Here is a 24,533-nt window from a genome sequence, read left to right on the forward strand (position 1 = left end):
ACGTTACTACTGAGTAGGACTGACCATCCGCACGATGTGAGCGATCCGCTCGGCGGCGGCCTTGGCGATCTCCTGGGTGCCGGCCTCGACCATGACCCGGACGAGCTGCTCGGTGCCGGAGGGGCGCAGCAGCACCCGGCCCGCCCCGCCGAGCTCGGCCTCGACCTGCTTGGCCGCGTCGAGCACCTGCGGCGAGCGGGCGGCCGCGGCCCGGTCGAGCACGGGCACGTTGATCATCACCTGCGGCAGCCGGTGTACCACGGACGCGAGCTCCTTGAGGCTCTTGCCCGTGCGCTCCATGCGCCCCATGAGGTGCAGGGCGGTCAGCACGCCGTCGCCGGTGGTGGCGAACGCCGGCATGACGATGTGCCCGCTCTGCTCGCCGCCGAGCGCGAGGCCCTTGGCCCGCAGCTCCTCCAGCACGTACCGGTCGCCGACCTTGGTCTCCAGCAGCCGGATGCCGGCCTCGGCCATGGCCAGCTTCAGCCCCAGGTTGCTCATGACGGTCGCGACGAGGGTGTCCTCGGTCAGCTGGCCGGCCTCGCGCATGGACAGGGCCAGGATCGCCATGATCTGGTCGCCGTCGATCTCGGTGCCGTCCGCGGCCACCGCGATGCACCGGTCGGCGTCACCGTCGTGCGCGATGCCGAGGTCGGCGCCGTGCTCGACGACCGCCTGGCGCAGGGCGGCGATGTGGTTGGAGCCGCAGTCCTCGTTGATGTTGAGGCCGTCGGGGTCCGCGTTGATCGCGATGACCGAGGCGCCGGCGCGGCGGTAGGCCTCGGGCGCGGCGGACGAGGCGGCCCCGTTGGCGCAGTCGACCACGACGGTCAGCTCGGCCAGCGGGCTCGGCAGCGAGGTCAGCAGGTGCTGGACGTAGCGGTCCTCGCCGTCGGCGTAGTCGGTGACCCGGCCGACCCCGGCGCCCGTGGGCCGGCGGTGGCTGGCGCCCTCCATGAGGGCCTCGATCTCGTCCTCGACCTCGTCGGGCAGCTTGTGCCCGCCGGCGGCGAAGAGCTTGATCCCGTTGTCGGGCATCGGGTTGTGCGAGGCCGAGAGCATCACGCCGATGTCGGCGTTCAGCACGCCGGTGAGATAGGCCACCGCGGGCGTCGGCAGCACGCCGACCCGCACCACGTTCGCGCCCGCGCTGGTGAGGCCGGCCACGACGGCCGCCTCCAGCATCTCGCCGCTCGCGCGCGGGTCCCGCCCGACGACCGCGACCGGCGCGTGGGAGTGATCGTGCTCGAACAGCGCCTGGGCCGCGGCGATGGCGACCCCCATCGCCAGCTCGGGAGTCAGGTCGGCGTTGGCCCGCCCACGGACTCCGTCAGTGCCGAAGAGTCGCCCCATCGCGAAACCTCCCAAGGTCGAACCACCGCGCGCGCTGCAGCCAGCCCGCTGCCCGCCTGTACCCCTCCGCGCGACACGAAACGGCCGGGCGCCCACCTCCCAGGGTGGCACCCGGCCGACGTGCTTCGTTAGCGCTTCGAGTACTGCGGAGCCTTACGGGCCTTCTTCAGACCGTACTTCTTGCGCTCGGTGGCGCGGGCGTCCCGGGTCAGGAAGCCGGCCTTCTTGAGCGCGGGCCGGTCGTCCGGGTCGTTCTCGACCAGGGCGCGGGCGATCGCGAGGCGCAGGCCACCCGCCTGGCCGGTGGTGCCGCCGCCGCGCAGGTTGGCGAAGACGTCGAACGCCTCGGCCTTCTCCACGATCACGAGCGGCTCTTTCACCGACTGCTGGTGGACCTTGCTCGGGAAGTAGTTCTCGAGCTCACGGCCGTTGAGCAGGAACTTGCCGGTGCCGGGGACCAGGCGGACCCGAACGATGGCCTCCTTGCGGCGACCGACGGTCTGGATCGGCTGACCGGCGCGGCGAGCGCGGGTCGGCGCCGCCGTGGCCGTGGCGGCCGGGGCGGCGGGGGTCTCGACGGTCGCGACAGCGGCCGGCGTCGGGGCGGCGGTGGTCTCGTCGGTCACGCTCAGTCCTTCGTCCGCGCTCACTGCGCGATCTGCTTGATCTCGAACGGCTGGGGCTGCTGAGCGGCGTGCGGGTGCTCGGACCCCGCGTACACCTTCAGCTTGTGGATCTGGCGCGCGCCCAGACGGTTGTGCGGGAGCATGCCCTTGACGGCCAGCTCGATCGCCCGCTCGGGGTTCTTGGTGAGCAGCTCCTCGTAGCCGACCCGCTTCAGACCACCCGGGTAGCCCGAGTGGCGGTAGGCCACCTTCGTCTGCCGCTTGTTGCCGGTCAGCGCCACCTTGCCGGCGTTGATCACGATGACGAAGTCGCCGGTGTCCACGTGCGGGGCGAACGTCGGCTTGTGCTTGCCGCGCAGCAGCGTCGCAGCGTGCGTGGCGAGGCGGCCGAGCACAACGTCGGTGGCGTCGATGACGTGCCACACGCGCTCGATCTCGCCCGGCTTCGGGCTGTACGTACCCACAGGTCTACCTTGTCTTCCACGTCGTCGGTTCTGGGGTGCGTCTCGATGACGGCGCTGAACCGAATCAGTCCGGGCGCACGGTCATCCAGCGTACCCGAACGGTGGGAACGCCTTGTCATCGCACAACAGCAATCCACGATACTCGGCGCGCCCACCAGAGCCAAATCGGGGTCAGACGCCGCCGAGCTTCCGCGGCGATCGGCGCAGGTAGACCAGCCAGGTGACGCCGAAGCACAGGGCGTAGAAGGCGATGAACGCGATGTACGCCCCGTCGCCGGTCTTGTACGTCAGGAAGGACTCGCGGAAGGCGAGGTTCACGAGCACCCCGCCGGCCGCCCCGATCGCCCCGGCCACGCCGATGAGCGCGGTCGCCAGCCGCCGGGCCTCGCGCTCGTCGGCCGGGAACTTCGCCTTGAAGATCGCCGGGATCATCTTGTACGTCGATCCGTTGCCGAGGCCGCTGAAGATGAACAGGAACACGAACCCGGTCACGAACAGCGGCAGCGAGTGCTCGCGCGAGGCGAGCAGGACGGTGGCCGCGCCGAGCGCCATGGCCACGAAGTTCCAGAAGGTGATCAGCGCGCCGCCGAAGCGGTCGGCCAGCATCCCCCCGACCGGGCGGATGAGCGAGCCGAGCAGCGGCCCGAGGAAGGTGAGGTAGGCCGCCTTCACCGGGGTGTCGAAGTCGGCCTTGAACTGCACCTGGAGCACCTGCCCGAAGGCGAACCCGAAGCCGATGAAGGAGCCGAACGTGCCGATGTAGAGCAGCGACATGATCCAGGCGTGGCCGTCCTTGATCACGTCGCGCATCGCCCGCCGGTCGTTCGAGGCGTGCGTCAGGTTGTCCATGTAGATCGCGGCCAGCGCCGCGGCGATGACGATCAGCGGCAGGTAGATCAGCACGATGAGCCGCGGGTGGGTCGCCCCGGCGGTGGCGAGCACGAGCAGCCCGACGAGCTGCACCGCGGCCACCCCGATGTTGCCGCCCCCGGCGTTGACGCCCAGCGCCCAGCCCTTCAGCCGCTGGGGGTAGAAGGCATTGATGTTGGCCATCGAGGAGGCGAAGTTGCCGCCGCCGACGCCGGCCACGGAGGCGGCGACGAGCAGCACGGGGAACGAGACGCCCGGCTCGAGGATGATGCCCGCGAAGATCGTCGGCACCAGGAGCAGCAGGGCGCTGAAGATCGTCCAGTTGCGCCCGCCAAACGTGGCCACGGCGAAGGTGTACGGCAGCCGCAGGACGGCCCCGACCAGCGTCGGCGCGCTCGTGAGCAGGAACTTCTGGGCGGGGTCGAGCCCATACGCGGGGCCCAGGAAGAGCACGAAGACCGACCACAGGCTCCAGATCGAGAAGCCGATGTGCTCGGAGAGGATGGAGACGACCAGGTTGCGCCGGGCGATCCGCGCGCCGGTCCGCGCCCAGAACTCGGGGTCCTCGGGGTGCCAGTCGTCGATCCACCGGCCGCGGCGCGGCTCGGGCTGAGACTGCGGTTTGTCCACGGCAAGCGTCATGGCCGTGGATGCTAGGACCGCTCTGTTTCCGGTGGCGGCCTCTTTTCCTGACGGCGGCGGATCTCCGCTTGTGAGCGATCCGCCGCCGTCCGGAAACCGTTGCTAGGCCTTCTTGAACGTCCAGGTGCCGGTGTCGTCGGCACCGGCGGGCGGCGAGAGCTTCAGGGTGCCGCTGCCGCACTCGTACTGGCTCTTCTTGAGGATCGGCTGGGCGTCCACGGCCCCGCCGGTGTTGGCGGTGCCCGTCCCGGCGAACTCGGAGATCGAGACCTTGTCGGCCACGCGCTGCGCGACGGGCGCGGTGAGGTCCACGGTCACGGTGAGCGTGCTGAAGTCCACGGAGCCGCTCGGCTCGAGCGTGCCGGTCGTGCCCGACGGGCTCTTGACCGCGCCGTTGACCTTGCCGCCGTAGGAGAAACTGCCCTTCACGTCGTTGCCGGAGACGGAGAACGTGAAGGTCACCGGCTGCATGGAGCCGAAGTCGACCTGGGCCTTGCCGCCGGAGTCGATCGTGAGCAGGGTGCCGCCGCCGCCCTGGAACGTGCCGCCCACCGGGCCGGAGAGCTTGCCGGTGATGGTGTCGGCCTTCCACGTGCCGACCAGGCACGACGCCACGCTGCCCGGGGCGCCGCCGGTCGTGCCGCTGGTGTCGCCCGAGGCGCCGGTGGAGGCGCCGGCCGACGTGCCGGTGCCCGCGGCGCCCGAGGCTCCGGCCGAGGCCCCGGCCCCGGGTTGAGCCTTGTCGCCACCGCATCCGGTGAGCCCGATGCTGAGCACCGCAACGGCCGCGAGTGCGGCCTTGCCGGTCGTGCGCATCTGCTTCCTCCTCGTTGCTACATAGGGGTCGGTGGTTCTTTACCCAGCCGCGAACCGTCGCCACCCTACAGTGTGAGGATCTGGCACAACCGGCGCCCAAAATCCGGGATTCCATCGATGTTTATCGACAGCGATTCCAACACGGAACGGTAACGACCCGATGCCGATGCGTGTGAGGCGCTCTTAGCAGGCGCGAAACATTCGGGACTTTGGAGCGAAACCGCCCACCGGCAGCCTGTGGGCCATGTCCGAAGCGGTTGACGCCTGCCGCCCCGCCCGCGAGCGATGCGGTCGCAGGGTTGTTACAGCACCGAAATGGCTGTGTCATGCCAGCGTTACCGGGGCGCCCGAATGAAAAACTCAGGTTCGTCTATGCGTGTCGTGGTCGTCGGGCACGGCATGGTCGGGCACCGGTTCGCCGAGGCGCTGACCGCTCGCGACCCCGAGCGCCGGTGGCGCATCACCGTGCTCGCCGAGGAGGGCCGCGGCGCCTACGACCGGGTGCGCCTGTCGGCGTACTTCGACGGGGTCACGGCCGACGAGCTGACCTACGACGTGCCCGAGGGGGTCGACGTCCGGCTCGGCGAGCCGGTGCTGTCGATCGACCGGGGCGCCCGGCGGGTGCGCACGGCCCGCGCGGAGTACCAGTACGACGCCCTGGTCCTGGCCACGGGCTCCTCCGCGTTCGTGCCGCCGATCACCGGAGTGGACCAGGCGGGCGTCTTCGTCTACCGCACCCTCGACGACCTCGAGGCCATCCGGGCCCACGCCCGCGGGCGCGAGGTCGGGGCGGTCATCGGCGGCGGCCTGCTCGGCCTGGAGGCGGCCAACGCGCTGCGCCTGCTCGGCCTGCGCACGCACGTGATCGAGTTCGCCCCGCGGCTGATGCCGATGCAGGTCGACGCGGCCGGCGGGGCCGTGCTGCGCCGCTACGTCGAGGACCTCGGCGTGCGCGTGCACCTCGGCGCCGGCACGACCGCGATCCGGCAGACCTCGCCGAGCGGGCGGCTCAACCTCACGCTCTCCGACGGCGCCCACGTGCCGGCCGACCTCGTGGTGGTCGCGGCCGGCATCCGGCCCCGCGACGAGCTCGCCCGGGCCGCCGGGCTGCGGACGGGCGCGCGCGGCGGGGTGCTCGTGGACGCCGGCTGCCGCACCGACGACCCCGCGATCTACGCGATCGGCGAGTGCGCCGCGGTCGACGGCAGCTGCTACGGGCTGGTCGCGCCCGGGTACGCCATGGCCGAGGTGGTCGCCGACCGGCTCCTCGGCGGCTCGGCCGAGTTCCCCGGGGCCGACCTGTCGACCAAGCTCAAGCTGCTCGGCGTCGACGTCGCGAGCTTCGGCGACGCCCTGCCTTCCGAGACGGGCACCCGGGCGGATCTGCTCGACATCGTGTACCTCGACCCGGCGAACGGGCGCTACGCGAAGCTGGTGCTCTCCGACGACGCGCAGACGTTGCTGGGCGGCATCCTGGTCGGGGACGCCAGTGCGTACCCCACGCTGCGCGCCAGCGTCGGCGGCCCGCTGCCCGGGCACCCGCTCGCGCTGCTGGCCGGGGACGCGGCCGGCGACGTGGCCCTGCCCGCCGAGGCGCAGGTGTGCAGCTGCAACGCGGTGACCCAGGGCCAGGTGGTCGCCGCGATCGCCGAGGGCTGCACCGACGTCGGCGCGCTCAAGGAGTGCACGCGGGCCGGGACGAGCTGCGGGTCCTGCATCCCGCTGCTGAAGAAGATCCTGTCCACGCAGGGGGTCGTGGCCTCGAAGGCGTTGTGCGAGCACTTCGAGTACAGCCGCGCCGAGCTCTTCGACATCGTGCGGATCCGCGAGATCCGCACCTTCTCCCAGCTCATCGCCGAGCACGGGACCGGGCGCGGCTGCGACGTGTGCAAGCCGACGGTCGCCTCGATCCTCTCGTCGCTGCACAACGAATACGTCCTCGACGGGGAGCAGGCCTCGCTGCAGGACACCAACGACCACTTCCTGGCCAACATCCAGCGCAACGGCACCTACTCGGTGGTGCCGCGCATCCCCGGCGGGGAGATCACGCCGGAGAAGCTGATCGTGATCGGCGAGGTGGCGCGGGACTTCAAGCTGTACACGAAGATCACCGGCGGCCAGCGCATCGACCTGCTCGGGGCGCGGGTCGAGCAGCTGCCCGCGATCTGGGGCCGGCTGGTCGCGGCCGGGTTCGAGTCCGGGCACGCCTACGGCAAGGCGCTGCGCACCGTGAAGTCCTGCGTCGGGTCGACCTGGTGCCGGTACGGCGTGCAGGACTCGGTCGCGCTGGCGATCGAGCTCGAGCTGCGGTACCGCGGCCTGCGCGCCCCGCACAAGCTCAAGTCCGCGGTGTCCGGCTGCGCCCGCGAGTGCGCCGAGGCCCGGGGCAAGGACTTCGGCATCATCGCCACCGACCAGGGCTGGAACCTCTACGTCGGGGGCAACGGCGGCTTCCGGCCCCGCCACGCCGACCTGCTCGCGTCGGACCTGTCGACGCAGGAGCTGATCCGGGTCGTGGACCGGTTCCTCATGTTCTACATCCGCACCGCCGACCGGCTCCAGCGCACCGCGGCCTGGATCGAGGGGCTCGAGGGCGGCCTGGACTACCTGCGCTCGGTGATCGTCGAGGACTCCCTCGGCATCGCCGCGGAGCTCGACGCGCAGATGGCGCGGCACATCACGTCGTACGCCGACGAGTGGCGCGCGACGCTCGAGGACCCGGAGCGGCTGGCCCGGTTCGTGTCGTTCGTGAACGCGCCCGGCACGCCCGACCCGACGATCACCTTCGTATCCGAACGCGGACAGCCCGTACCCGTCGTGCTGGGAGTGCGCCCATGAAGTGGACCGCCGTGTGCCCGTACGTCCGCCTGGAGCCGGACCGCGGGGTGGCCGCGCTGGTGAGCGGGCAGCAGGTCGCGCTGTTCCGCGTGTTCGACGGCGGTCTGCACGCCATCGGCAACGTCGACCCGATCAGCGGCGCGGCCGTGCTCTCGCGCGGGATCGTCGGCAGCCGGGGCGATCGGGCCGTGGTCGCCTCGCCCATGCACAAGCAGTCGTTCGACCTCGTCACCGGCGAGTGCCTCGACGATCCGGGCATTCGGGTTCCGGTGTACTCCGTGCGCGTCAACGACGGCATGGTGGAGATCGGCGGTCTCGCATGAGCGCCGGCAGCCGGCTGGAGGCGCGGCCCGCGTCCGGCGAGGACCTGCCGCTCGCCGGGTTCACCGTGGCCGTGACCGCGGACCGGCGGCGCGACGAGCTGAGCGCGCTGCTGGAGCGGCGCGGGGCCCGGGTCGTGCTCGCCCCGGCGCTGCGGATCGTGCCGGTCGCGGACGACACCGAGCTCAAGGCGGCCACGGTCTCGTGCGTCGACATGGCCCCCGACATCGTCATCGCCACCACGGGCATCGGCCTGCGCGGCTGGATCGAGGCCGCCGAGGGCTGGGGTCTCGGCGAGGCGCTGCGGACACGGCTCAGCGAGGCGTACCTGATCGCGCGCGGCCCCAAGGCCAAGGGCGCCGTCCGCGCGGCCGGCATGCTGGAGGCCTGGTCCCCGGAGACCGAGAGCTGCGACGAGGTGCTCGACTACCTGACGCAGTCCTTCCCCGGCGGCATCGCGGGCCGGCGCATCGCCCTGCAGCTGCACGGCGAGCCCCACCCCGAGTTCACGTCCTCCCTGCGCGAGGCCGGCGCGATCGTCGTGGAGATTCCGGTGTACCGCTGGGCGCCTCCCGTCGACCCGGCCCCCCTCCGCCGCCTGGTCGACCTGACCTGCTCCCGCCTGGTCGACGCGGTGACGTTCACGTCGGCCCCGGCCGTGAGCTCGCTGCTGCGCGTGGCCGGCCCCGAGGCGCCGGACGTGCTGGAGGCGCTGCGCACCGACGTGCTCGCGGCGTGCGTGGGCCCGGTGACCGCCGCCCCGCTGCAACGCCTGGGCGTGCCGGTGGCGGCCCCGTCCCGGGCGCGCCTCGGCGCCCTCGTCCGCATCCTCGTGGACGAGCTGCCCAAGCGCTCCCCCACGCTGCACGTGGCGGGCGCCGCGGTGACCCTGCGCGGGCACGCCGCGATCATCGACGGCACGTTGAAGCCCTTGGCGCCCGGCCCCATGGCGGTCCTGCGCGCCCTGGCCGCCTCTCCGGGCCGCGTCCTGTCGCGGGCGGCCCTGCTGCGCGAGCTGCCGCGGGGCGCGGACGAGCACGCGGTGGAGATGGCGGTGGCGCGCCTGCGGGCGGCCCTGGGCGGCTCGGCCTTCGTCCAGACGGTGGTGAAGCGCGGCTACCGCCTCAGGGTCGACTGACGGCTCCGGCCCTCGCCGCTTGCCAGTGGCGCCCGTTGCCTTCTGCTACTGGAGGTAGTGCTCGACCTCATCGACGGAGTGCGCCTCGACCTCGTCGGGCGCGACTCCCTGCAGCTTCGCCGCGCGCCGGCGCCGCAGCAGATCCCAGAGCTGGTCGAGCTGCTCTTCGAGCCCCCGCAGCCGGTCGTGCTCCTCCTGCTCGGAGATCTTCCCGGCCTGCAGCTGCGTGCGGAGCTTGTGCTCCTCGTCGACCAGGGTCGAGATCTGGTGGATCAACGTCTTCTCGTCCATGGGTTGCATCATCCACCACGCATCGCGAAGTTCTCGTCCACGCGCCTGTCTCGCTCGCCACACCACCCACGCCACCCGGTCACCCCGGCGCCAGCCGCGCGGCGCGGACCCACGCGCCTCGCGGAGCAGCCCGAGCGAGCCGCCCGAGCGAGCCGAGCGAGTCGGCCCATCGGCCTCAGCGCAAGGTCAGCGACGACCAGCCGAACTGGTCGATCGGGCCGGTGCCGCTGCCCAGGCGCCAGTCCGAGGCGTCGCCGATGGCCCGGCCCACGAAGCCCTTCGCCCACGACACGGCCGCGTCCGCCGCGTCGCCGACCGCCAGGCGCGCCGCCACCGCCGTCGCGAAGGTCGCCCCGCTGCCGTCGGTGTTGCGGCTCGCGATGCGCGGGCTGTGCAGGACGCGCGCCTCGCCGTCCGACCACAGGACGTCGATCGCGTCCCCGCCGGCCGCGAAGTCGCCGCCCGTGATGACCACGCAGCGCGGGCCGCGGGCGGAGAGCTGGGACGCGGCCGTGGCCATGTCGGTCGGGGTGCAGACGTCCCAGCCGAGCAGGGCCGAGGCCTCCTCACGGTTCGGGGTGAGGACGCTGGCGTGGGGCAGCAGCCGCTCGTACGCCGCGACCAGCCCCCGCCGCGAGCCCGACGCCGCGGTGAGGACCGGGTCGACGACGAGGTTCGGCAGGGCGCCCGTCCGCGCCCGGGCCGCGATCGCCACCGCCGTCTCCGGGGTCGGCAGGATGCCGGTCTTCACCGCGGCCACCGGCAGGTCCTCCAGCACGCAGCCGAGCTGCGCGGTGACGACGTTCGTGGGCTGCGGGAAGAGGCCGGTGACGTCGCGCGTGTTGCGCGAGATCACCGCGGTCACCACCGAGGCGCCGTGCATCCGCAGCGCGGCCAGGGTGCGCAGGTCGGCCTGCAGGCCCGAGCCGCCGGACGAGTCGGACGCCCCGATGGTGAGGACAACAGTCGGCTCCACGGGCGATAGGTGACCACGGAGCGTGACGCGCGGACCGCACAAGGAGTCCGTCAGGAGCGGCCCTCCCAGACCGGCTCGGGGACCTCGACGACCTCGCCGTCGGCGCGGAAGAGCACGTACCGGTCGAAGGAACGACTGAACCAGCGGTCGTGCGTGACCGCGATCACGGTGCCGTCGAAGCTCCGCAGCCCCTCCTCCAACGCCTCCGCGCTGGCCAGGTCCAGGTTGTCGGTCGGCTCGTCGAGCAGCAGCAGCGTCGCCCCGGACAGTTCGAGCAGCAGCACCAGGAAGCGGGCCTGCTGGCCGCCGGAGAGGGTGCCGAAGCGCTGGTCGGCCTGGGCCGCGAGCTCGTAGCGCCCGAGCGCGGGCATCGCCTGCGGCCGCGGCAGGCCCGTGCGCCAGTCGTCGCCGCGCCACAGGATCTCGGCGAGGGTCTTGTCCAGCAGCTCCGGGCGGTCGTGCGTCTGCGAGAAGTGGCCCGGCCGCACCCGCGCGCCGAGGCGCACCCGGCCGCCGTGGGCCACGGGGGCGAGCTCGGCGGCGATCTGGGGACCGTCGGGGTCGGTGCCGCCGCGGGCCAGCAGCCGCAGGAAGTGCGACTTGCCGGTGCCGTTGCCGCCGAGGACCGCCACGCGGTCGCCGTACCAGATCTCCAGGTCGAACGGGTAGGTCAGCCCGTCGAGCTCCAGCTGTTCGCACATGACGGCGCGTTTGGCCGTACGACCCCCGGACAGACGCATGCGAATGTCCTGCTCCTTCGGGGGTGCCGGCGGCGGCCCGGCCTCCTCGAACTTGCGCAGGCGGGTCTGGGCGGCCTGCAGGCGCGAGGCGAGCCCGTCGTTGTAGGCGGCCTTGGTGCGGTACATCAGCACGAGCGCCTTGAGCTTCTCGTGCTCCTCGTCCCAGCGCCGCCGCTGCTCCTCCAGGCGCTCGTGGCGCGCGCCGCGGGCCTCGTGCCAGGACGCGAACCCGCCGGGGTGCACCCACGCGGAGCCGCCCTCGACCGCGACCACGCGATCCGCGGACTGGGCCAGCAGCTCACGGTCGTGCGAGACGTAGAGCACGCTCTTCGGGGATTCGCGGAGCCGCTCTTCCAGCCAGCGTTTCCCCGGTACGTCCAGGAAGTTGTCGGGCTCGTCCAGCAGCAGCACCTCGTCCTCGCCGCGCAGCAGCAGCTCGAGCGCGAACCGCTTCTGTTGCCCGCCCGACAGCGTGCGCACCGGCCGGTCCCGGGTGGCATCCCACGGCAGGCCCAGCGCCGCGACGCTCACGGTGTCGAAGAGCACCTCCGCGTCGTACCCGCCCGCCTCGCCCCACGCCGTCAGCGCATTCGCGTATCTGAGCTGCGACTTCTCGGTCCCGTCGGCGAGCGTCCGCTCGGCCAGGGCCAGCCGGCGCCCGACCTCGCTCAGGCGCGGCGGCGCGAGCTCCAGCGCCAGGTCGTACAGCGTCCGATCGTCGCCGATCATGCCGATGAACTGGCGCATCACGCCCAGCCCACCCGAGCGCGCGACGGCGCCCTCGTGCACCGGCAGGTCGCCGGCCACCATCTTCAGCAGGGTCGTCTTGCCGGCCCCGTTGGGCCCGACGAGCGCCACCTTCGCGCCCTCGCCGACCCGGAACGAGACCTCGGAGAAGAGCTCACGACCGTCCGGCAGCGTGTGCCCGACCCCTGCGACGTCCACATATCCCACGTCTGAAGAGCTTCATCGGCCGCCGTACGTCACGAAAGCGGTTTTCCGACCCGCAGCACCCGGAACCCTTTGTCGGTCGCGTGGCGCTCGGCCGTGAAACCCTGCTCGCCGAGCCAGCGCTGCAGCGAGTCGCCGCCCAGGTTCTTGGCCACGACCAGCCACGCGACGCCGTCCGGGGCGAGCCGGGGCAGCCACCGCAGCAGCAGCGCGTGCAGTTCGGCCTTGCCGATGCGGATCGGCGGGTTGGACCAGATCTGCGTGAAGCTGACAGTCTCCGGCACCTCGTCGGGCAGCGCCGCGACGATGCGCCGCCCGCCCGCGTTCTCGCGCACCAGGTCCAGCGCGCGCTGATTCACGTCGATCGCGTAGACCGTCGCCCGGGGAGCCGCGGTGGCGAGCACGATCGAGATCGGGCCATATCCGCAGCCCAGGTCCAGCAGCGCGCCCTCCGTGTCCGGCCCCGGCGGCGGCGCCTCGGCCAGCAGCACCGCGGTGCCCCGGTCCAGCCCGCTCCAGGAGAACACCCCGGACGCCGAGGCCAGACGAAACTCCTGGTCAAGGGCCTCGAACACGACCTCGTGGCGCTCGTGCGCGACCGCCGGGTCGGCCGAGAAGTAGTGCTCGCCTGACAACATGCCCTCCATCGCCCGCGTTCCGCAACGCATTGTCCACGCGCAGGTGACCGGCGGTTTGCGCGGCCACCCGTTCGGATTGTGCGCAACATCGCCGACAAGCCACCGCGCGGTGGCGTCGGCTACCCTGTGCGACATGACTTCTCGGGACGAGCAGCGCCGGAAGCGGCGATCCGACTCGTTCCGCCGGGACGAGGCGGACGAAGCCGACAACTGGCTGGCCGGTCTGCGCGGCAGCGGGCGCGGCGAACCCGACCCCTTCGCGGGGCCGCCTGACCCCTTCGACCGCCCTGGCCCCCTCGATCGTCCCGGCCCGCCCGACCGTCCCGGCCCGCTCGACCGTCCCGGCCCGCTCGACCGTCCCGGCTCGCTCGATCGTCCCGGCTCCTTCGACTTCGATCGCCCCGACCCGATGGACCGCTCCGGCTCCTTCGAGCGCCCGGGTCGCATGGAGCGCTCCGGCTCCGGCGAACGCGCCGTCGACTTCGACCGTCCCGGTCGCATGGAGCGCTCGGGCACGGGTGAGCGCGCCGTCGACTTCGACCGCACGACGGCCATCCGCCGCCTCGGAGCCGACTCCCGCCCCGGCGACCCGCGCGGCGACTCCCGCCCGAACGACTCGCGCGCGGGCTCCCGCACGGGCGACATCCGTGAGCCGCGGACCGGGGACGCCCGGCGCGGCCGCCGCTCGCGGGACGACGACTCCCCCAGCGGGGTCTTCGGCTCCCCCAGCGGCGTGTTCGGCCCCGGCGCGCTCCCGCCGGCCGCGCCACCGAGCCGCCCGGCCAACGTCGACGGCTGGTCCACGCCGGACGCCTCGGCGCCGCCCGCGGGTCGCCGCCGGGCCGCCGACGACGACTCCCCGAGCGGCGTCTACGGGCGCCCGGTCGCACCGCCGGCCCGTCCCCCGCTGGACCAGCAGCTTCCCGGCGCCGGGCTCGACGAGCCGCGCGGGGGCCGCCGGCGCGCGCGGGACGAGGAGGACGTGCGCGCCTCGGAGTCGTACGATCACGGTCCGCAGCTGACCCCGATCATCAAGCCGCTGACCGAGTTGAGCGCGGCCAGCCCCCCGGCCGACCCGCCTCCGCTGGTGCCGATCTTCCCGAACATGCGCCCGGACGCGTCGCCCACGAGCGGCGCAGCCCGCCGGGCCCGCCGCGCCGCCGATGAGCAGCGCGCCTACGCGGCCGACCCGCGCACCAGCGACTTCACCCCGCGGACGAGCGACTCCGGCCCGCGGACGAGCGACTCCGGCCCGCGGACGAGCGACTCCGGCCCGCGCACCAGCGACTTCGGCCCCCGCACCGGTGACTTCGGTCCGCGCACCGGTGACTTCACGCCGCGGACCAGTGACTTCACGCCGCGGACCAGCGACTTCGGCCCGCGGACCGGCGACCTCGGCCCGCGGACCGGCGACCTCGGCAGCCGCGCCGGCGAGGTCGACGGTGGTGGACGCCGCCGGGCCGCCGACGAGCCGCGCACGGGCGACGTGGGCGGGCGCCGGCGCGCGGCCGAGCCCGACGCCGAGCCGCGCCGCAACGGCTTCGGAGACCCGGGCGACGAGGCGAACGGCGGCCGGGGCGCGCTCTACACCGGCGAGACCACGATGTTCCGCCCCGGCGACGACACGGGCGCCCGCCGCCGCCGCCGCGACGGTGCCGACGGGGCCCGCAACGGCTCCGCGCGCACCTACGGCGCCCCGGTCAACGACCCGCCCGCGCGCGGGTTCGACGCGGACGGGCCCCGCAGCGGCGCGCCCTACGCCGGCGAGACCACGATGTTCCGCCCGGGCGAGGACCCGCGCGGGCGTCGGGGGCGCCCGGCGTACGACGACGACCTCGAAAGCACCGGGCGCCGCGCCCGCGCCGGGTTCGAGTCGGCGGCCCCACCCGAGACCGGGCGCCGCGACGAGCTCGGGCGCCGCGACGACAGTGGGCGCCGCGACGACAGCGGGGTGCGGCGGCGCGACGAGGCCATGCGGCGCCGGCCCGCGTACGACGAGCCCCCGCAGCAGCGCCGCGCACCCGACGACGACCTGGGCCACGACCGCTACGACGAGCCTTCCGGCGTGCGTCGGGGCCGCGGCGGGCGGGGCAGCGGGGAGTACACGGGCGAGTACACCACCGGGGGCACCAAGCGGGCCCTGCGCGAGCCGCCCCGCCGCCCCGACCGCGGGGACCCGCCGGAGCGCATCGACCGGCTGGACCGCCCGCGCACCGTCATCGACCCGGTGCGCCCGGTCCCGCGGCCGCACCGGTGGGTCGCGCTGCTCAGCGCGATCGCGGTCGTCGTCGTGCTCGGCGCGTGCGGCGTGGGCACCTGGTTCATCTTCAAGGACGAGAAGAACGGGCCGGAGTCGGCCAAGTCCGGCCAGTCGTCGGCACCGAAGAAGCGCGACATCAGCAGCCGCGACGTGGACCCGAAGGCGCTCACCGAGGCCGAGGTCTTCCCGAGCAACAACATCGTGGCGGTGCCGGACGAGGCGCCCTACGTGATCCTGGCGACGAAGGCGTCCAACGACTGCAAGGTGGCCGCGACCGAGGAGCTGGCGACGCTGCTCGCGGGGGCGGGGTGCTCGGAGGTCGTGCGGGCGACGATGAAGTCGCCGAACCAGGAGTACCTCATCACGGCCGGCATCTTCAACGTGACCAGCGAGGAGGTGGCGGCCAAGACCTTCGACGGGATCAAGCCCATCGTCGACGGCCAGAAGGGCCGGTTCGCGGGCATGAGCGTGGGCGCGGGCACCGGCACCGACGCGCTCGTGCGGGCGCCGACGCAGCTCGGGTGGAACTACAAGGGGCACTTCATCACGTACTGCGTGATCGCCCGCGTCGACGGCAACAACTTCACCCAGGGCGACCCTTATCCGAACCAGATCACGTACGACATCGTCGAGACGTACCTGGACAACGGGATCATCGAGAACCGCTCGGTCATCCAGCCCGAGGCGACCCCGGCCGCGTCCCTGCCCGGCTCGGCCCCGCCGAGCTGATCACCGCACGCAGCCACTGCCCCGCACGCACCTGACCCTGCACGCACTCGCTCCTGCGTGCACTACCCTGCACGCACCCGGTCCTGCACGCACCCGGTCCTGCACGCACACGCTCCTGCGCGCACTGCCCGCCACGCGCGCGGCTCTGCACGCACGCGCCTTATTCGCACCCGCGCCCCCGCGCCCGCAGCGGTTCCGGCTCGGTCCAGCCACCGCCTGCCGCCCCGACATTCCGTCTCAGCGTCAGCTCGGGCGCCGGCTCGATGAAGCCCAGCCTTCGGCCCGCCGCCACGAGATTCGCCCCTGGGCCGCAACGGGGACCACACACCAGAAGATTCGCCCCTAGGCCGTAACGGGGACCGCGCGCCGGAGCATCGCCGACGGCCCGTGTCGCCACCGGACGCCGGAACGATCGGTCGGCCGAATGCCGCAGAACGAGCATGTGCCGCAGAACCCGAAAAATGATGATAAAGGCGATAAGTCGCGGCGCGGAGCGCCCGACTTATCGCCCCAAAACCATCACAGATCCCGCCGCCGCCGAGTCAACTCAGCCCGCGCGCTCAACGCCGCCGCATCCGCCGGATACGTCACCTCGACGAGCGTGAGCCCATGCGCCGGCGCCACCACCACCTCGTCGGCCCGCGCCGTCCGTGTCAGCAGCGAACCCGGCCACGAGGCCGCCCGCCGCCCGTCCCCCGCCACCAGCTGCGCCCCCACGAGGCTGCGGACCATCGACCAGCAGAACGCGTCCGCCGCCACGGTGGCCACCACGATGCCGTCGGCGTCGCGGCGCCACTCCATCCGCGACACCGCCCGGATCGTGCTCGCATGCTCCTTGCGCCGGCAGAACGCGGCGAAGTCGTGCTCGCCGACCAGCCCCGCCGCGGCCTCGTTCAGCAGCGCCAGGTCGAGCGGGCGCGGCCAGGCGAGCGTGTCGCGGCGGCGCAGGGGCTCGGCGCCGAAGGGGGCATCCGTGACGCGGTACTCGTACCGGCGCGCCAGCGCCGAGAAGCGCGCGTCGAACTCGGGCGGCACCGCGGCCGCGGCGAGCACGCGCACGTCCGGCGGGAGGAGCCCGGCCAGCTTGCGCACGAGGGCGGATTCGAGCGCCGCCCAGCGCTCCTCCGCCACGTCGACGTGGCACACCTGTCCGGTCGCGTGCACGCCGGCGTCCGTGCGCCCCGCCACCGTCAGGCCCGTGACCGAGCCGAACAGGCGCTCCAGGACCGCGAGCAGCTCGCCCGCGACCGTCCGGCGGCCCGGCTGCAGGGCCCAGCCGGAGAAGTCGGTCCCGTCGTAGGAGACGTCCAGGCGGATGCGCACGCTCATGCGGTACCACTCCCAGAAGAAAGCCCGGCACCCCCGAAAGGGTGCCGGGCCGACGAACCTCGACCGGTGATCAGGCCTTGGTCTCTTCGTCCTTCGCCTCGGCGGCGTCCTCGTCCGCGGAGGAGGTCGCCGCGGCCGGGGCCGGGGTCTCGTCCGCGTCGTCGCCGGCGAGCACCGCGATCGAGTCGGCCTTGGCGGCCTTCCGTGCGGTCTTGCGCGGCGCCTTGGGGGCGGCCACCTCGAGCTCCTCGACCAGCTCGATGATCGCCATCGGAGCAGCGTCGCCCTTGCGGGGGCCCGTCTTCACGATGCGGGTGTAGCCACCCGGACGGTTGCTGAACCGCGGCGCGATCTGGTCGAACAGCGCGAACACCACGTCCTTGTCCCGCACCACGGAGAGCGCTTGACGGCGCGCGTGCAGGTCGCCGCGCTTGGCCTTGGTGATGAGCTGCTCGGCGAGCGGGCGCAGCCGCTTGGCCTTCGTCTCGGTCGTCGTGATGCGACCGTGCTTGAACAGCGACGTGGCGAGATTCGCCAGCATCAGCCGCTCGTGCGCGGGGCTGCCGCCGAGGCGGGGACCTCTGGTGGGCGTGGGCATTGTCAGGGCTCCTCTAATACAGCGGCTGAACTACAGCTGCTCGGTCTCGCGGTAGTCGTCGGCGTCGTAGTCCACCTCGGCGAAGGAGTCCACGACGTGGGCCGGGTCGAACGTCGGGGCGGAGTCCTTCAGACCCAGACCCATCCCGGCGAGCTTCATCTTGACCTCGTCGATCGACTTCTGACCGAAATTCCTTATATCGAGGAGGTCGGCTTCCGTGCGGCTGATCAGCTCACCGACGGAGTTGATGCCCTCGCGCTTGAGGCAGTTGTACGAGCGGACGGTGAGGTCCAGCTCCTCGATCGGCAGCGCCAGGTCGGCCGCGAGCTGCGCGTCCTGCGGCGACGGGCCGATGTCGATGCCCTCGGCGGTCTCGTCCAGCTCGCGCGCGAGGCCGAACAGCTCCACCAGCGTCGAGCCGGCCGAGGCCAGCGCGGTGCGCGGGGTCAGCGACGCCTTGGTCTCGACGTCGATGATGAGCCGGTCGAAGTCGGTGCGCTGCTCGACACGGGTCGCCTCGACGCGGTACGTCACCTTGAGCACCGGCGAGTAGATCGAGTCGACCGGGATGCGCCCGATCTCCTGGCCCTGCTGCTTGTTCTGGTTGGCCGTGACGTAGCCGCGGCCCCGCTCGACGGTGAGCTCCATGTCGAGGCGGCCCTTGCCGTTGAGCGTGGCCAGCTTGAGGTCGGGGTTGTGCACGGAGACGCCGGCCGGGGGCTGGATGTCGCCCGCGGTGACGTCGCCGGGGCCCTGCTTGCGCAGGTACATCGAGACCGGCTCGTCCAGCTCGGAGCTGACGCACAGCTCCTTGATGTTCATGACGAGCTCGACCACGTCCTCCTTGACGCCGGGGATCGTGGTGAACTCGTGCAGGACGCCGTCGATCTTGATGCTCGTCACGGCCGCGCCCGGGATCGAGCTGAGCAGGGTGCGCCGCAGCGAGTTGCCGAGGGTGTACCCGAAGCCCGGCTCGAGGGGCTCGATGGTGAACTTGGACCGGACCTCGCTGATCGACTCTTCGGCGAGGCTGGGCCGCTGGGAGATGAGCACTTTCTGTTCCTCCAGTTCGTTGCGCGCCCGCTATATGACGCGCTCCGGATCGGAGGGGCCGTGAGGCCCCTCCGACTGTCTTGCTACTTGCTGTAGAGCTCGACGATGAGCTGCTCCTGGACCTGGGTGTCGATGACCTGCCGGGCCGGCAGGCTGTGCACCAGGACCTTGAACTCGCTCGGGATGAACTCGAGCCACGCCGGGACGGTCTTGCTGCCCGCGAGGCCCTGCGCGACCTGGAAGGGGGTGAGCTCCCGCGACTTCTCCCGCACCTGCACGATGTCGTGCTCACGCAGGCGGTACGACGGGATGTCCACCTTCCGGCCGTTGACCAGGATGTGGCCGTGCTTGACGAGCTGGCGAGCCATGTCGCGCGACGACGCCAGGCCGGCGCGGTACACGACGTTGTCGAGCCGCGACTCGAGGATGCGCAGCAGCTCCTCACCGGTCTTGCCCGGCTTGGCCACGGCCTCCTCGTAGTAGCCGGCGAACTGCCGCTCCAGCACGCCGTAGATGCGGCGGGCCTTCTGCTTCTCGCGCAGCTGCAGGAGGTACTCGGTCTCCTTCGGCCGGCCGCGGCCGTGCTGGCCGGGCGGGAAGGGACGCGACTCGAACGGGCACTTCGGCCCGTCGCACTTGCTGCCCTTGAGGAACAGCTTCATCTTCTCGCGCCGGCAACGGCGGCAGTCGGCACCTGTGTAGCGAGCCATGTTCTTCTCTTCCCTTAGACCCGGCGGCGCTTCGGCGGACGGCAACCGTTGTGCGGCTGCGGCGTGACGTCAGAGATCTGCCCGACCTCCAGGCCGACGGCCTGCAGCGAACGGATCGCGGTCTCCCGGCCGGAGCCGGGGCCCTTCACGAAGACGTCGACCTTGCGCATGCCGTGCTCCATCGCGCGGCGCGCGGCGGCCTCGGCGGCCAGCTGCGCGGCGAACGGGGTCGACTTGCGCGAGCCCTTGAAACCCACCTGGCCGGCGGAGGCCCAGGAGATCACAGCACCGGTCGGATCGGTGATCGACACGATGGTGTTGTTGAACGTGCTCTTGATGTGCGCCTGCCCGTGGGCGACGTTCTTGCGTTCCTTGCGCCGGACCTTCTTGACAGCGGCCCCACCGGCGCGAGCCTTCGGCGGCATTCTCTATGCGCTCCTAGATACGTTTCTGATCGGACCGGTGGTTACTTCTTGCCCGGCTTCTTCTTGCCGGCGACCGTACGCTTCGGACCCTTACGGGTGCGCGCGTTGGTCCGGGTGCGCTGACCGCGCACGGGCAGGCCCTTGCGGTGCCGGATGCCCTCGTAGCAACCGATCTCGACCTTGCGGCGGATGTCCGCGGCGACCTCGCGGCGAAGGTCACCCTCAACCTTGTAGTTGGCCTCGATGTAGTCGCGCAGCTGCACGACCTCTTCATCGGTCAGGTCCCGGGCCCGCTTGTTCGGGTCGATGCCGGTGGCGGCCAGGGTCTCGACGGCGCGGGTACGCCCGATGCCGTAGATGTAGGTGAGTGCGATCTCGGTGCGCTTGTCGCGCGGGAGATCGACACCGACGAGACGTGCCATAGGTGGGCGTGCTCCTCAAGTGTGCGGAGGTCTGTGCCCGCTCCACTCCCGTCTGCCCACAGACGGGCCCTGGCCTCCGACCAGGGGTGCAGCCCCACGCACGCCACGCCGTTGCCGGCGGGCCGCCCGAGGCTGGAACGGGCTGTTACTCAGAAAAGCGGGTGCCGGGGACTCAGCCCTGGCGCTGCTTGTGGCGCGGGTCAGTGCTGCAGATGACCATGACCCGGCCATGCCGCCGGATGACCCGGCAGTTGTTGCAGATCCGCTTGACGCTCGGCTTGACCTTCACGGTTTGCCTAACTCTCGCTGCGCGCGCGCTCATGGCGAGCGGGCACGACAGAACCCGACCGTTACCTGGGTACCGACACCGATTACTTGTAGCGGTAGACGATGCGCCCGCGAGTGAGGTCGTAGGGCGACAGCTCCACGACAACACGGTCCTCGGGCAGGATGCGGATGTAGTGCTGTCGCATCTTGCCGCTGATGTGCGCCAAGACCTTGTGGCCGTTGGCGAGCTCCACCCGGAACATCGCGTTCGGCAGTGGCTCGATCACTCGGCCCTCGATCTCGATGGCCCCGTCTTTCTTCGGCATGTCCTCCGCTACCTGACATCGGGTCGGTTGGTCGACGCTCGCATCCGTTTCTCGAGGTCAGGAGACCCCGAGCCAGCCGCGGCTCCGGTCATGCCACTAGAAGCGCGTGGGGGCATGCCGGAGTGGACGCTCTGCGCCAATCGGCAAGTCTACGCGGGGGACTCCCAGGTACCAAATCGGGGGTATCTAACTGTCCCGGTACCGTCGCTGCTCGTTCTCCCCGGGCCCCTGACCGAGCGCCTTGACCGAGAACGTCGAGACGAGCAGCACCGCGCCCCACGGACCCGCGACCCACATGGGCCAGAAGTAGACGGCCTCGCCGGCGGACAGGCTCACCAGCGCCCAGATGACCACGTTGACCGAGACGGCGACGAGCCAGGCGCTCCAGATGCCGATCAGCCAGCGTGGGTTGCTCCGGGTGTCGCCGCGCTCGCGGCGCTCGTCCGGGTCGTCGGCCAGCGGCTCCTGCGGCGCCAGCTGGGAGCCGCCCGCCGGGTGGAAGCCGGGGAGGTCCCTGAGGATGACGTCCAGGTCGCCGTACGTCCGGGCGGCGTAGGCCTCCTTGAGCCGGTCGTCGTACTCGCCGAGCGACAGTCGGCCCTCGTCCAGCGCCGCCTTCAGGCGCTCCGCCACGAACTGCCGGTCCACGTCGGCCGCGCGCAGGTCTTCCCGCCGGTCTGCCACCGTTCCCCCTTCGGACACTGCACACAGCATCGCATCGAGGCGCACACCGGTTCCACCCCGGGATTTCCCTTACTCGGTGGCGGGCACGGGCTCGCGGGCCGTGACCAGGTCGCCGAGGCGGCCGCGCCCGCCGTCGTGCGCGGTGAGCACCCAGACGCCGTCGTCGCAGAAGGCCATCGTGTGCTCCACGTGCGCCGCGACCGAGCCGTCGACGGTCACCACGGTCCAGCCGTCGTCGAGCTCCGCGACCTTCGGCTTGCCCCGGGTGATCATCGGCTCGATGGCGAGCGCCATGCCGGACCGCAGCAGCGGGCCCTTGCCCGGGCGGCCGGAGTTCTGCACGAACGGGTCCTGGTGCATGGCGCTGCCGATGCCGTGGCCCCCGTAGCCCTCGACGATGCCGAAGCGGCCGGCCTTGCGGATCGAGGACTGGATGGCGAACGAGATGTCCGTCAGCCGCCCCTTGCCCGAGCGCGCGCCCCGAGCCGCGGCGGCGATGCCCGCCCACATGGCGTCCTCGGCGACCCGCACGAGACCGCGCAGATCCGGGTGTACCGCGCCGACGCCGACCGTGATCGCCGCGTCCCCGTGCCAGCCGTCGAGGTCCGCGCCGCAGTCGATGGAGATGAGGTCTCCCTCGGCCAGGATCTGCCGCGGGCTCGGGATCGCGTGGACGACCTGGTCGTTGACGGAGGAGCAGATCGAGGCCGGGTAGCCGTGGTAGCCCTTGAAGGACGGGACGGCTCCCGCGGCGCGGATGGTCTCCTCGGCGATGCGGTCCAGCTCCGCGGTGGAGACACCGGGCGCGACCGCGGCCCGCATCCGCTCCAGCGCGTCGGCCACGACCAGCCCGGCACGGCGCATGAGGCCGATCTGCTCGGGCGTCTTGAGCTCGATCTCGAGCTGATGAGGAGCCATGAGACTTACCCGTCGTGTGCTGTCGTGTGCTGTGGTGGGCTCAGGCGCCGTAGGAGCGGAGGGCGTCGATCGCGCGGACGGTGACGTCCTCGACCGGGCCCGTCGCGTCGATGCCCACCAGCTTGCCCTGAGCGCCGTAGTAGTCCACCAGCGGTGACGTGTCGCGCGCGTAGACCTTCAGCCGCTCGGCGATGGTCTCCGCCTTGTCGTCGTCGCGTTGGAACAGCTCGCCGCCGCAGCGGTCGCAGACGCCGTCGTGGGTCGGAGCGTCGAACTCGACGTGCCAGATCTTGCCGCAGCCACGGCAGGTCCGCCGGCCCGAGAGCCGGCGGATGACCTCTTCGTTCTCCACGACGAGCTCGAGCACGATGTCCAGCCCGGTGCCGAGGTCGGCCAGCAGCTTGTCCAGCGCGTTGGCCTGGGGCACCGTGCGCGGGAAGCCGTCGAGCAGGAAGCCGTCGGTGGCGTCTCCCTCGGCGAGGCGGTCGGACACCATGTTGATGGTGACCTCGTCCGGCACGAGCTGCCCGGCGTCCATGTACCGCTTGGCCTCGACGCCGAGCGGGGTGCCCTGCCCGACGTTGGCCCGGAAGATGTCGCCGGTGGAGATTTTGGGCACGGCGAGATGCGCGGCGATGTACTCGGCCTGGGTCCCCTTGCCCGCCCCGGGGGGACCTACCAGCACCAGCCTCACTACCGGAGGAACCCTTCGTAGTTGCGCTGCATCAGCTGGCTCTCGATCTGCTTCACCGTCTCGAGGCCCACACCAACAATAATGAGTACCGCGGTGCCACCGAACGGGAAGTTCTGCAGAGCCTGCCCGCCGCCCACGATCCCGATGAGCAGGTTGGGCAGGATCGAGATGATGCCCAAGTAGAGCGCGCCGGGGAGCGTGATGCGGCTGAGGATGAAGTCAAGATACTCGGCCGTCGGCTTGCCCGGGCGGATGCCGGGCACGAAACCACCGTACTTCCGCATGTTGTCCGCCACCTCGGTCGGGTTGAAGGTGATGGACACGTAGAAGTAGGTGAAGAAGATGATCAGCAGGAAGTAGATCGAGATGTGCCAGGCGCTGTTCTGCGGCACGATGTTCCGGTTGATCCAGAGGATCGTCTTGTTCGTCGAGTCGGAGCCCGCGAACGACGTGATCAGCTGCGGGATGTAGAGCAGCGACGACGCGAAGATGACCGGGATGACGCCCGCCTGGTTGACCTTCAGCGGGATGTAGGTCGAGGTGCCGCCGTACATCCGCCGGCCGATCATCCGCTTGGCGTACTGCACCGGGATGCGGCGCTGGGCCTGCTCGAGGAAGACCACGAAGGCGATGACCACGACCGCCAGGCCGACGATCACGAAGAACGTGGTCTTGTTGTCCTGCCAGATCTGGATGCCCTCGATCGGGAGCCGGGCCGCGATCGAGGTGAAGATGAGGACCGACATGCCGTTCCCGACGCCGCGGTCGGTGACCATCTCGCCCAGCCACATGATGACGCCGGTGCCGGCGGTCATGGTGACGACCAGGGCGGTCAGCGTCAGCCACATCGGGATCTTGCCGGTGTCCGGGATGATCGGGTACTGCGACTGGTCGCACGCGCCGCCGAAGAGCTGGCCGGACCGCGCCAGGGCGACGAACGCCGAGGCCTGCAGGATGCCGAGGCCGAGGGTCAGGTAGCGCGTGTACTGCGTGATCTTCGCCTGGCCGGACTGGCCTTCCTTGCGCAGCTGCTCGAGGCGCGGGATCACCACCGTCAGCAGCTGGAGGATGATGCTCGCGGTGATGTAGGGCATGATGCCCAGCGCGAACACCGACAGCTGGAGCAACGCCCCACCGGAGAACAGGTTCAACAGGGTGAAGACCTGGTTGTCCTTGCTGTTCTCGACGATGTTGAGGCACTTCTGCACGTTGCCGTAGCTGACGCCCGGGCTGGGCAGCGTGGCGCCGAGCCGGTAGATGGCGATCATCAGCAACGTGAACAGGATTTTCTTGCGCAGGTCAGGCGTTCGGAACGCGCTAACAAAGGCGGAGAGCAACTTCATCCTCCTGCGCAAGGCGGCCGGTCGTTCGGCCGACGAGGTGGGGTCCGGGTGGTGCGGGTGACGCTGTCGAACGTATGAGTCGAGTGTGCTCTTGCGCAACGGACTCTAACA

General features: G+C 71.6%; 25 protein-coding genes. 4 read left to right on the plus strand and 21 right to left on the minus strand.

What is annotated here, in order from left to right:
• Window positions 1-6: 6 nt before the first annotated feature.
• The 5 genes from glmM to ACQP1P_RS44030 form a co-directional block, all read right to left on the minus strand.
• Window positions 7-1,353 (minus strand): phosphoglucosamine mutase, encoded by a 1,347-nt coding sequence (glmM, locus tag ACQP1P_RS44010; RefSeq protein WP_433080760.1) that lies wholly within the window; start codon window positions 1,351-1,353, stop codon window positions 7-9.
• 128 nt (window positions 1,354-1,481) lie between these two features.
• Complete coding sequence (gene rpsI, locus ACQP1P_RS44015) at window positions 1,482-1,979, minus strand: 30S ribosomal protein S9 (RefSeq protein WP_433080762.1); 498 nt, start codon at window positions 1,977-1,979, stop codon at window positions 1,482-1,484.
• Window positions 1,980-1,999: 20 nt separating this feature from the next.
• Window positions 2,000-2,443 carry a 50S ribosomal protein L13 gene (gene rplM / locus ACQP1P_RS44020; RefSeq protein WP_433080764.1) on the minus strand — a complete coding sequence of 148 codons (444 nt, stop codon included), beginning with the start codon at window positions 2,441-2,443 and terminating at the stop codon, window positions 2,000-2,002.
• 171 nt (window positions 2,444-2,614) lie between these two features.
• Window positions 2,615-3,955 carry a nitrate/nitrite transporter gene (locus ACQP1P_RS44025; protein ID WP_433080766.1) on the minus strand — a complete coding sequence of 447 codons (1,341 nt, stop codon included), beginning with the start codon at window positions 3,953-3,955 and terminating at the stop codon, window positions 2,615-2,617.
• A 102-nt stretch (window positions 3,956-4,057) separates the two neighbouring features.
• Window positions 4,058-4,771 carry a hypothetical protein gene (locus ACQP1P_RS44030; RefSeq protein ID WP_433080768.1) on the minus strand — a complete coding sequence of 238 codons (714 nt, stop codon included), beginning with the start codon at window positions 4,769-4,771 and terminating at the stop codon, window positions 4,058-4,060.
• A 372-nt stretch (window positions 4,772-5,143) separates the two neighbouring features.
• Here ACQP1P_RS44030 and nirB point away from each other — a divergent pair, with 372 nt between their 5' ends.
• Genes nirB through ACQP1P_RS44045 form a run of 3 tightly spaced genes read left to right on the plus strand, consistent with a single transcriptional unit; the run spans window position 5,144 to window position 9,068 of the window.
• Window positions 5,144-7,609, plus strand: a complete 2,466-nt coding sequence (gene nirB, locus ACQP1P_RS44035) for a nitrite reductase large subunit NirB (RefSeq protein WP_433080770.1) — start codon at window positions 5,144-5,146, stop codon at window positions 7,607-7,609.
• A complete protein-coding gene (gene nirD, locus ACQP1P_RS44040) occupies window positions 7,606-7,932 on the plus strand; it encodes a nitrite reductase small subunit NirD (protein ID WP_433080772.1) in 327 nt (108 codons plus the stop codon). Before nirB ends, nirD begins: the two co-directional genes overlap by 4 nt.
• Window positions 7,929-9,068 carry a uroporphyrinogen-III synthase gene (locus ACQP1P_RS44045; protein WP_433080774.1) on the plus strand — a complete coding sequence of 380 codons (1,140 nt, stop codon included), beginning with the start codon at window positions 7,929-7,931 and terminating at the stop codon, window positions 9,066-9,068. The genes nirD and ACQP1P_RS44045 overlap by 4 nt, the downstream gene beginning before the upstream one ends.
• Before the next feature lie 45 nt (window positions 9,069-9,113).
• Here ACQP1P_RS44045 and ACQP1P_RS44050 read toward each other — a convergent pair whose 3' ends face one another.
• The 4 genes from ACQP1P_RS44050 to ACQP1P_RS44065 all read right to left on the minus strand — a co-directional run bounded on the left by ACQP1P_RS44050 (window position 9,114) and on the right by ACQP1P_RS44065 (window position 12,661).
• The gene (locus ACQP1P_RS44050) at window positions 9,114-9,359 is read right to left on the minus strand and encodes a DUF2630 family protein (RefSeq protein WP_433080776.1); all 246 of its coding nucleotides are present in this window, start codon (window positions 9,357-9,359) and stop codon (window positions 9,114-9,116) included.
• 175 nt (window positions 9,360-9,534) lie between these two features.
• Window positions 9,535-10,335, minus strand: coding sequence for a bifunctional hydroxymethylpyrimidine kinase/phosphomethylpyrimidine kinase (gene thiD, locus ACQP1P_RS44055; protein WP_433080778.1), 801 nt, complete (start codon window positions 10,333-10,335; stop codon window positions 9,535-9,537).
• Window positions 10,336-10,385: 50 nt separating this feature from the next.
• Window positions 10,386-12,029 (minus strand): ABC-F family ATP-binding cassette domain-containing protein, encoded by a 1,644-nt coding sequence (locus ACQP1P_RS44060; protein ID WP_433080780.1) that lies wholly within the window; start codon window positions 12,027-12,029, stop codon window positions 10,386-10,388.
• A 29-nt stretch (window positions 12,030-12,058) separates the two neighbouring features.
• Window positions 12,059-12,661, minus strand: coding sequence for a class I SAM-dependent methyltransferase (locus tag ACQP1P_RS44065; protein WP_433090381.1), 603 nt, complete (start codon window positions 12,659-12,661; stop codon window positions 12,059-12,061).
• A gap of 136 nt (window positions 12,662-12,797) precedes the next feature.
• Between ACQP1P_RS44065 and ACQP1P_RS44070 the strand changes: the two genes are divergently transcribed.
• On the plus strand, window positions 12,798-15,653 hold the full coding sequence (locus ACQP1P_RS44070) for a hypothetical protein (RefSeq protein ID WP_433080782.1): 2,856 nt from the start codon (window positions 12,798-12,800) through the stop codon (window positions 15,651-15,653).
• 519 nt (window positions 15,654-16,172) lie between these two features.
• Here the strand turns inward: ACQP1P_RS44070 and truA are convergent.
• The 12 genes from truA to secY all read right to left on the minus strand — a co-directional run bounded on the left by truA (window position 16,173) and on the right by secY (window position 24,416).
• The gene (gene truA / locus ACQP1P_RS44075) at window positions 16,173-16,982 is read right to left on the minus strand and encodes a tRNA pseudouridine(38-40) synthase TruA (protein WP_433080784.1); all 810 of its coding nucleotides are present in this window, start codon (window positions 16,980-16,982) and stop codon (window positions 16,173-16,175) included.
• Between the two features lie 70 nt (window positions 16,983-17,052).
• The gene (gene rplQ / locus ACQP1P_RS44080) at window positions 17,053-17,580 is read right to left on the minus strand and encodes a 50S ribosomal protein L17 (protein ID WP_433080786.1); all 528 of its coding nucleotides are present in this window, start codon (window positions 17,578-17,580) and stop codon (window positions 17,053-17,055) included.
• Window positions 17,581-17,610: 30 nt separating this feature from the next.
• On the minus strand, window positions 17,611-18,633 hold the full coding sequence (locus ACQP1P_RS44085; protein ID WP_350611890.1) for a DNA-directed RNA polymerase subunit alpha: 1,023 nt from the start codon (window positions 18,631-18,633) through the stop codon (window positions 17,611-17,613).
• 83 nt (window positions 18,634-18,716) lie between these two features.
• On the minus strand, window positions 18,717-19,343 hold the full coding sequence (gene rpsD, locus ACQP1P_RS44090; protein ID WP_433080788.1) for a 30S ribosomal protein S4: 627 nt from the start codon (window positions 19,341-19,343) through the stop codon (window positions 18,717-18,719).
• 14 nt (window positions 19,344-19,357) lie between these two features.
• Complete coding sequence (gene rpsK / locus ACQP1P_RS44095; protein WP_223099064.1) at window positions 19,358-19,768, minus strand: 30S ribosomal protein S11; 411 nt, start codon at window positions 19,766-19,768, stop codon at window positions 19,358-19,360.
• A 41-nt stretch (window positions 19,769-19,809) separates the two neighbouring features.
• Window positions 19,810-20,190, minus strand: a complete 381-nt coding sequence (gene rpsM / locus ACQP1P_RS44100; protein ID WP_433080790.1) for a 30S ribosomal protein S13 — start codon at window positions 20,188-20,190, stop codon at window positions 19,810-19,812.
• A 172-nt stretch (window positions 20,191-20,362) separates the two neighbouring features.
• A complete protein-coding gene (gene rpmJ / locus ACQP1P_RS44105; RefSeq protein WP_014440745.1) occupies window positions 20,363-20,479 on the minus strand; it encodes a 50S ribosomal protein L36 in 117 nt (38 codons plus the stop codon).
• An 82-nt stretch (window positions 20,480-20,561) separates the two neighbouring features.
• Entirely contained in the window at window positions 20,562-20,783 is a 222-nt protein-coding gene (gene infA, locus ACQP1P_RS44110) for a translation initiation factor IF-1 (protein WP_007073013.1), read from the minus strand.
• Window positions 20,784-20,969: 186 nt separating this feature from the next.
• Window positions 20,970-21,467 carry a DUF1707 SHOCT-like domain-containing protein gene (locus ACQP1P_RS44115; RefSeq protein WP_433080792.1) on the minus strand — a complete coding sequence of 166 codons (498 nt, stop codon included), beginning with the start codon at window positions 21,465-21,467 and terminating at the stop codon, window positions 20,970-20,972.
• A 69-nt stretch (window positions 21,468-21,536) separates the two neighbouring features.
• On the minus strand, window positions 21,537-22,385 hold the full coding sequence (gene map, locus ACQP1P_RS44120) for a type I methionyl aminopeptidase (RefSeq protein ID WP_433080794.1): 849 nt from the start codon (window positions 22,383-22,385) through the stop codon (window positions 21,537-21,539).
• A 40-nt stretch (window positions 22,386-22,425) separates the two neighbouring features.
• Entirely contained in the window at window positions 22,426-23,079 is a 654-nt protein-coding gene (locus ACQP1P_RS44125) for an adenylate kinase (protein ID WP_350611885.1), read from the minus strand.
• The gene (gene secY / locus ACQP1P_RS44130; protein ID WP_433090383.1) at window positions 23,079-24,416 is read right to left on the minus strand and encodes a preprotein translocase subunit SecY; all 1,338 of its coding nucleotides are present in this window, start codon (window positions 24,414-24,416) and stop codon (window positions 23,079-23,081) included. The genes ACQP1P_RS44125 and secY overlap by 1 nt, the downstream gene beginning before the upstream one ends.
• Between the last annotated feature and the right edge of the window lie 117 nt (window positions 24,417-24,533).

It is taken from the genome of Dactylosporangium sp. CA-052675, assembly GCF_050947935.1.
Lineage (GTDB): Bacteria > Actinomycetota > Actinomycetes > Mycobacteriales > Micromonosporaceae > Dactylosporangium.

What these genes read in the sequence shown, in the direction of transcription:
- glmM (WP_433080760.1), bottom strand. Translation starts at nt 1,353, where the DNA reads ATGGGGCGACTCTTCGGCACTGACGGAGTCCGTGGGCGGGCCAACGCC.
- ACQP1P_RS44025 (WP_433080766.1), bottom strand. Translation starts at nt 3,955, where the DNA reads ATGACGCTTGCCGTGGACAAACCGCAGTCTCAGCCCGAGCCGCGCCGC.
- ACQP1P_RS44030 (WP_433080768.1), bottom strand. Translation starts at nt 4,771, where the DNA reads ATGCGCACGACCGGCAAGGCCGCACTCGCGGCCGTTGCGGTGCTCAGC.
- nirB (WP_433080770.1), top strand. Translation starts at nt 5,144, where the DNA reads ATGCGTGTCGTGGTCGTCGGGCACGGCATGGTCGGGCACCGGTTCGCC.
- nirD (WP_433080772.1), top strand. Translation starts at nt 7,606, where the DNA reads ATGAAGTGGACCGCCGTGTGCCCGTACGTCCGCCTGGAGCCGGACCGC.
- ACQP1P_RS44045 (WP_433080774.1), top strand. Translation starts at nt 7,929, where the DNA reads ATGAGCGCCGGCAGCCGGCTGGAGGCGCGGCCCGCGTCCGGCGAGGAC.
- ACQP1P_RS44050 (WP_433080776.1), bottom strand. Translation starts at nt 9,359, where the DNA reads ATGGACGAGAAGACGTTGATCCACCAGATCTCGACCCTGGTCGACGAG.
- ACQP1P_RS44070 (WP_433080782.1), top strand. Translation starts at nt 12,798, where the DNA reads ATGACTTCTCGGGACGAGCAGCGCCGGAAGCGGCGATCCGACTCGTTC.
- truA (WP_433080784.1), bottom strand. Translation starts at nt 16,982, where the DNA reads ATGAGCGTGCGCATCCGCCTGGACGTCTCCTACGACGGGACCGACTTC.
- rplQ (WP_433080786.1), bottom strand. Translation starts at nt 17,580, where the DNA reads ATGCCCACGCCCACCAGAGGTCCCCGCCTCGGCGGCAGCCCCGCGCAC.
- rpsD (WP_433080788.1), bottom strand. Translation starts at nt 19,343, where the DNA reads ATGGCTCGCTACACAGGTGCCGACTGCCGCCGTTGCCGGCGCGAGAAG.
- rpsK (WP_223099064.1), bottom strand. Translation starts at nt 19,768, where the DNA reads ATGCCGCCGAAGGCTCGCGCCGGTGGGGCCGCTGTCAAGAAGGTCCGG.
- rpsM (WP_433080790.1), bottom strand. Translation starts at nt 20,190, where the DNA reads ATGGCACGTCTCGTCGGTGTCGATCTCCCGCGCGACAAGCGCACCGAG.
- infA (WP_007073013.1), bottom strand. Translation starts at nt 20,783, where the DNA reads ATGCCGAAGAAAGACGGGGCCATCGAGATCGAGGGCCGAGTGATCGAG.
- map (WP_433080794.1), bottom strand. Translation starts at nt 22,385, where the DNA reads ATGGCTCCTCATCAGCTCGAGATCGAGCTCAAGACGCCCGAGCAGATC.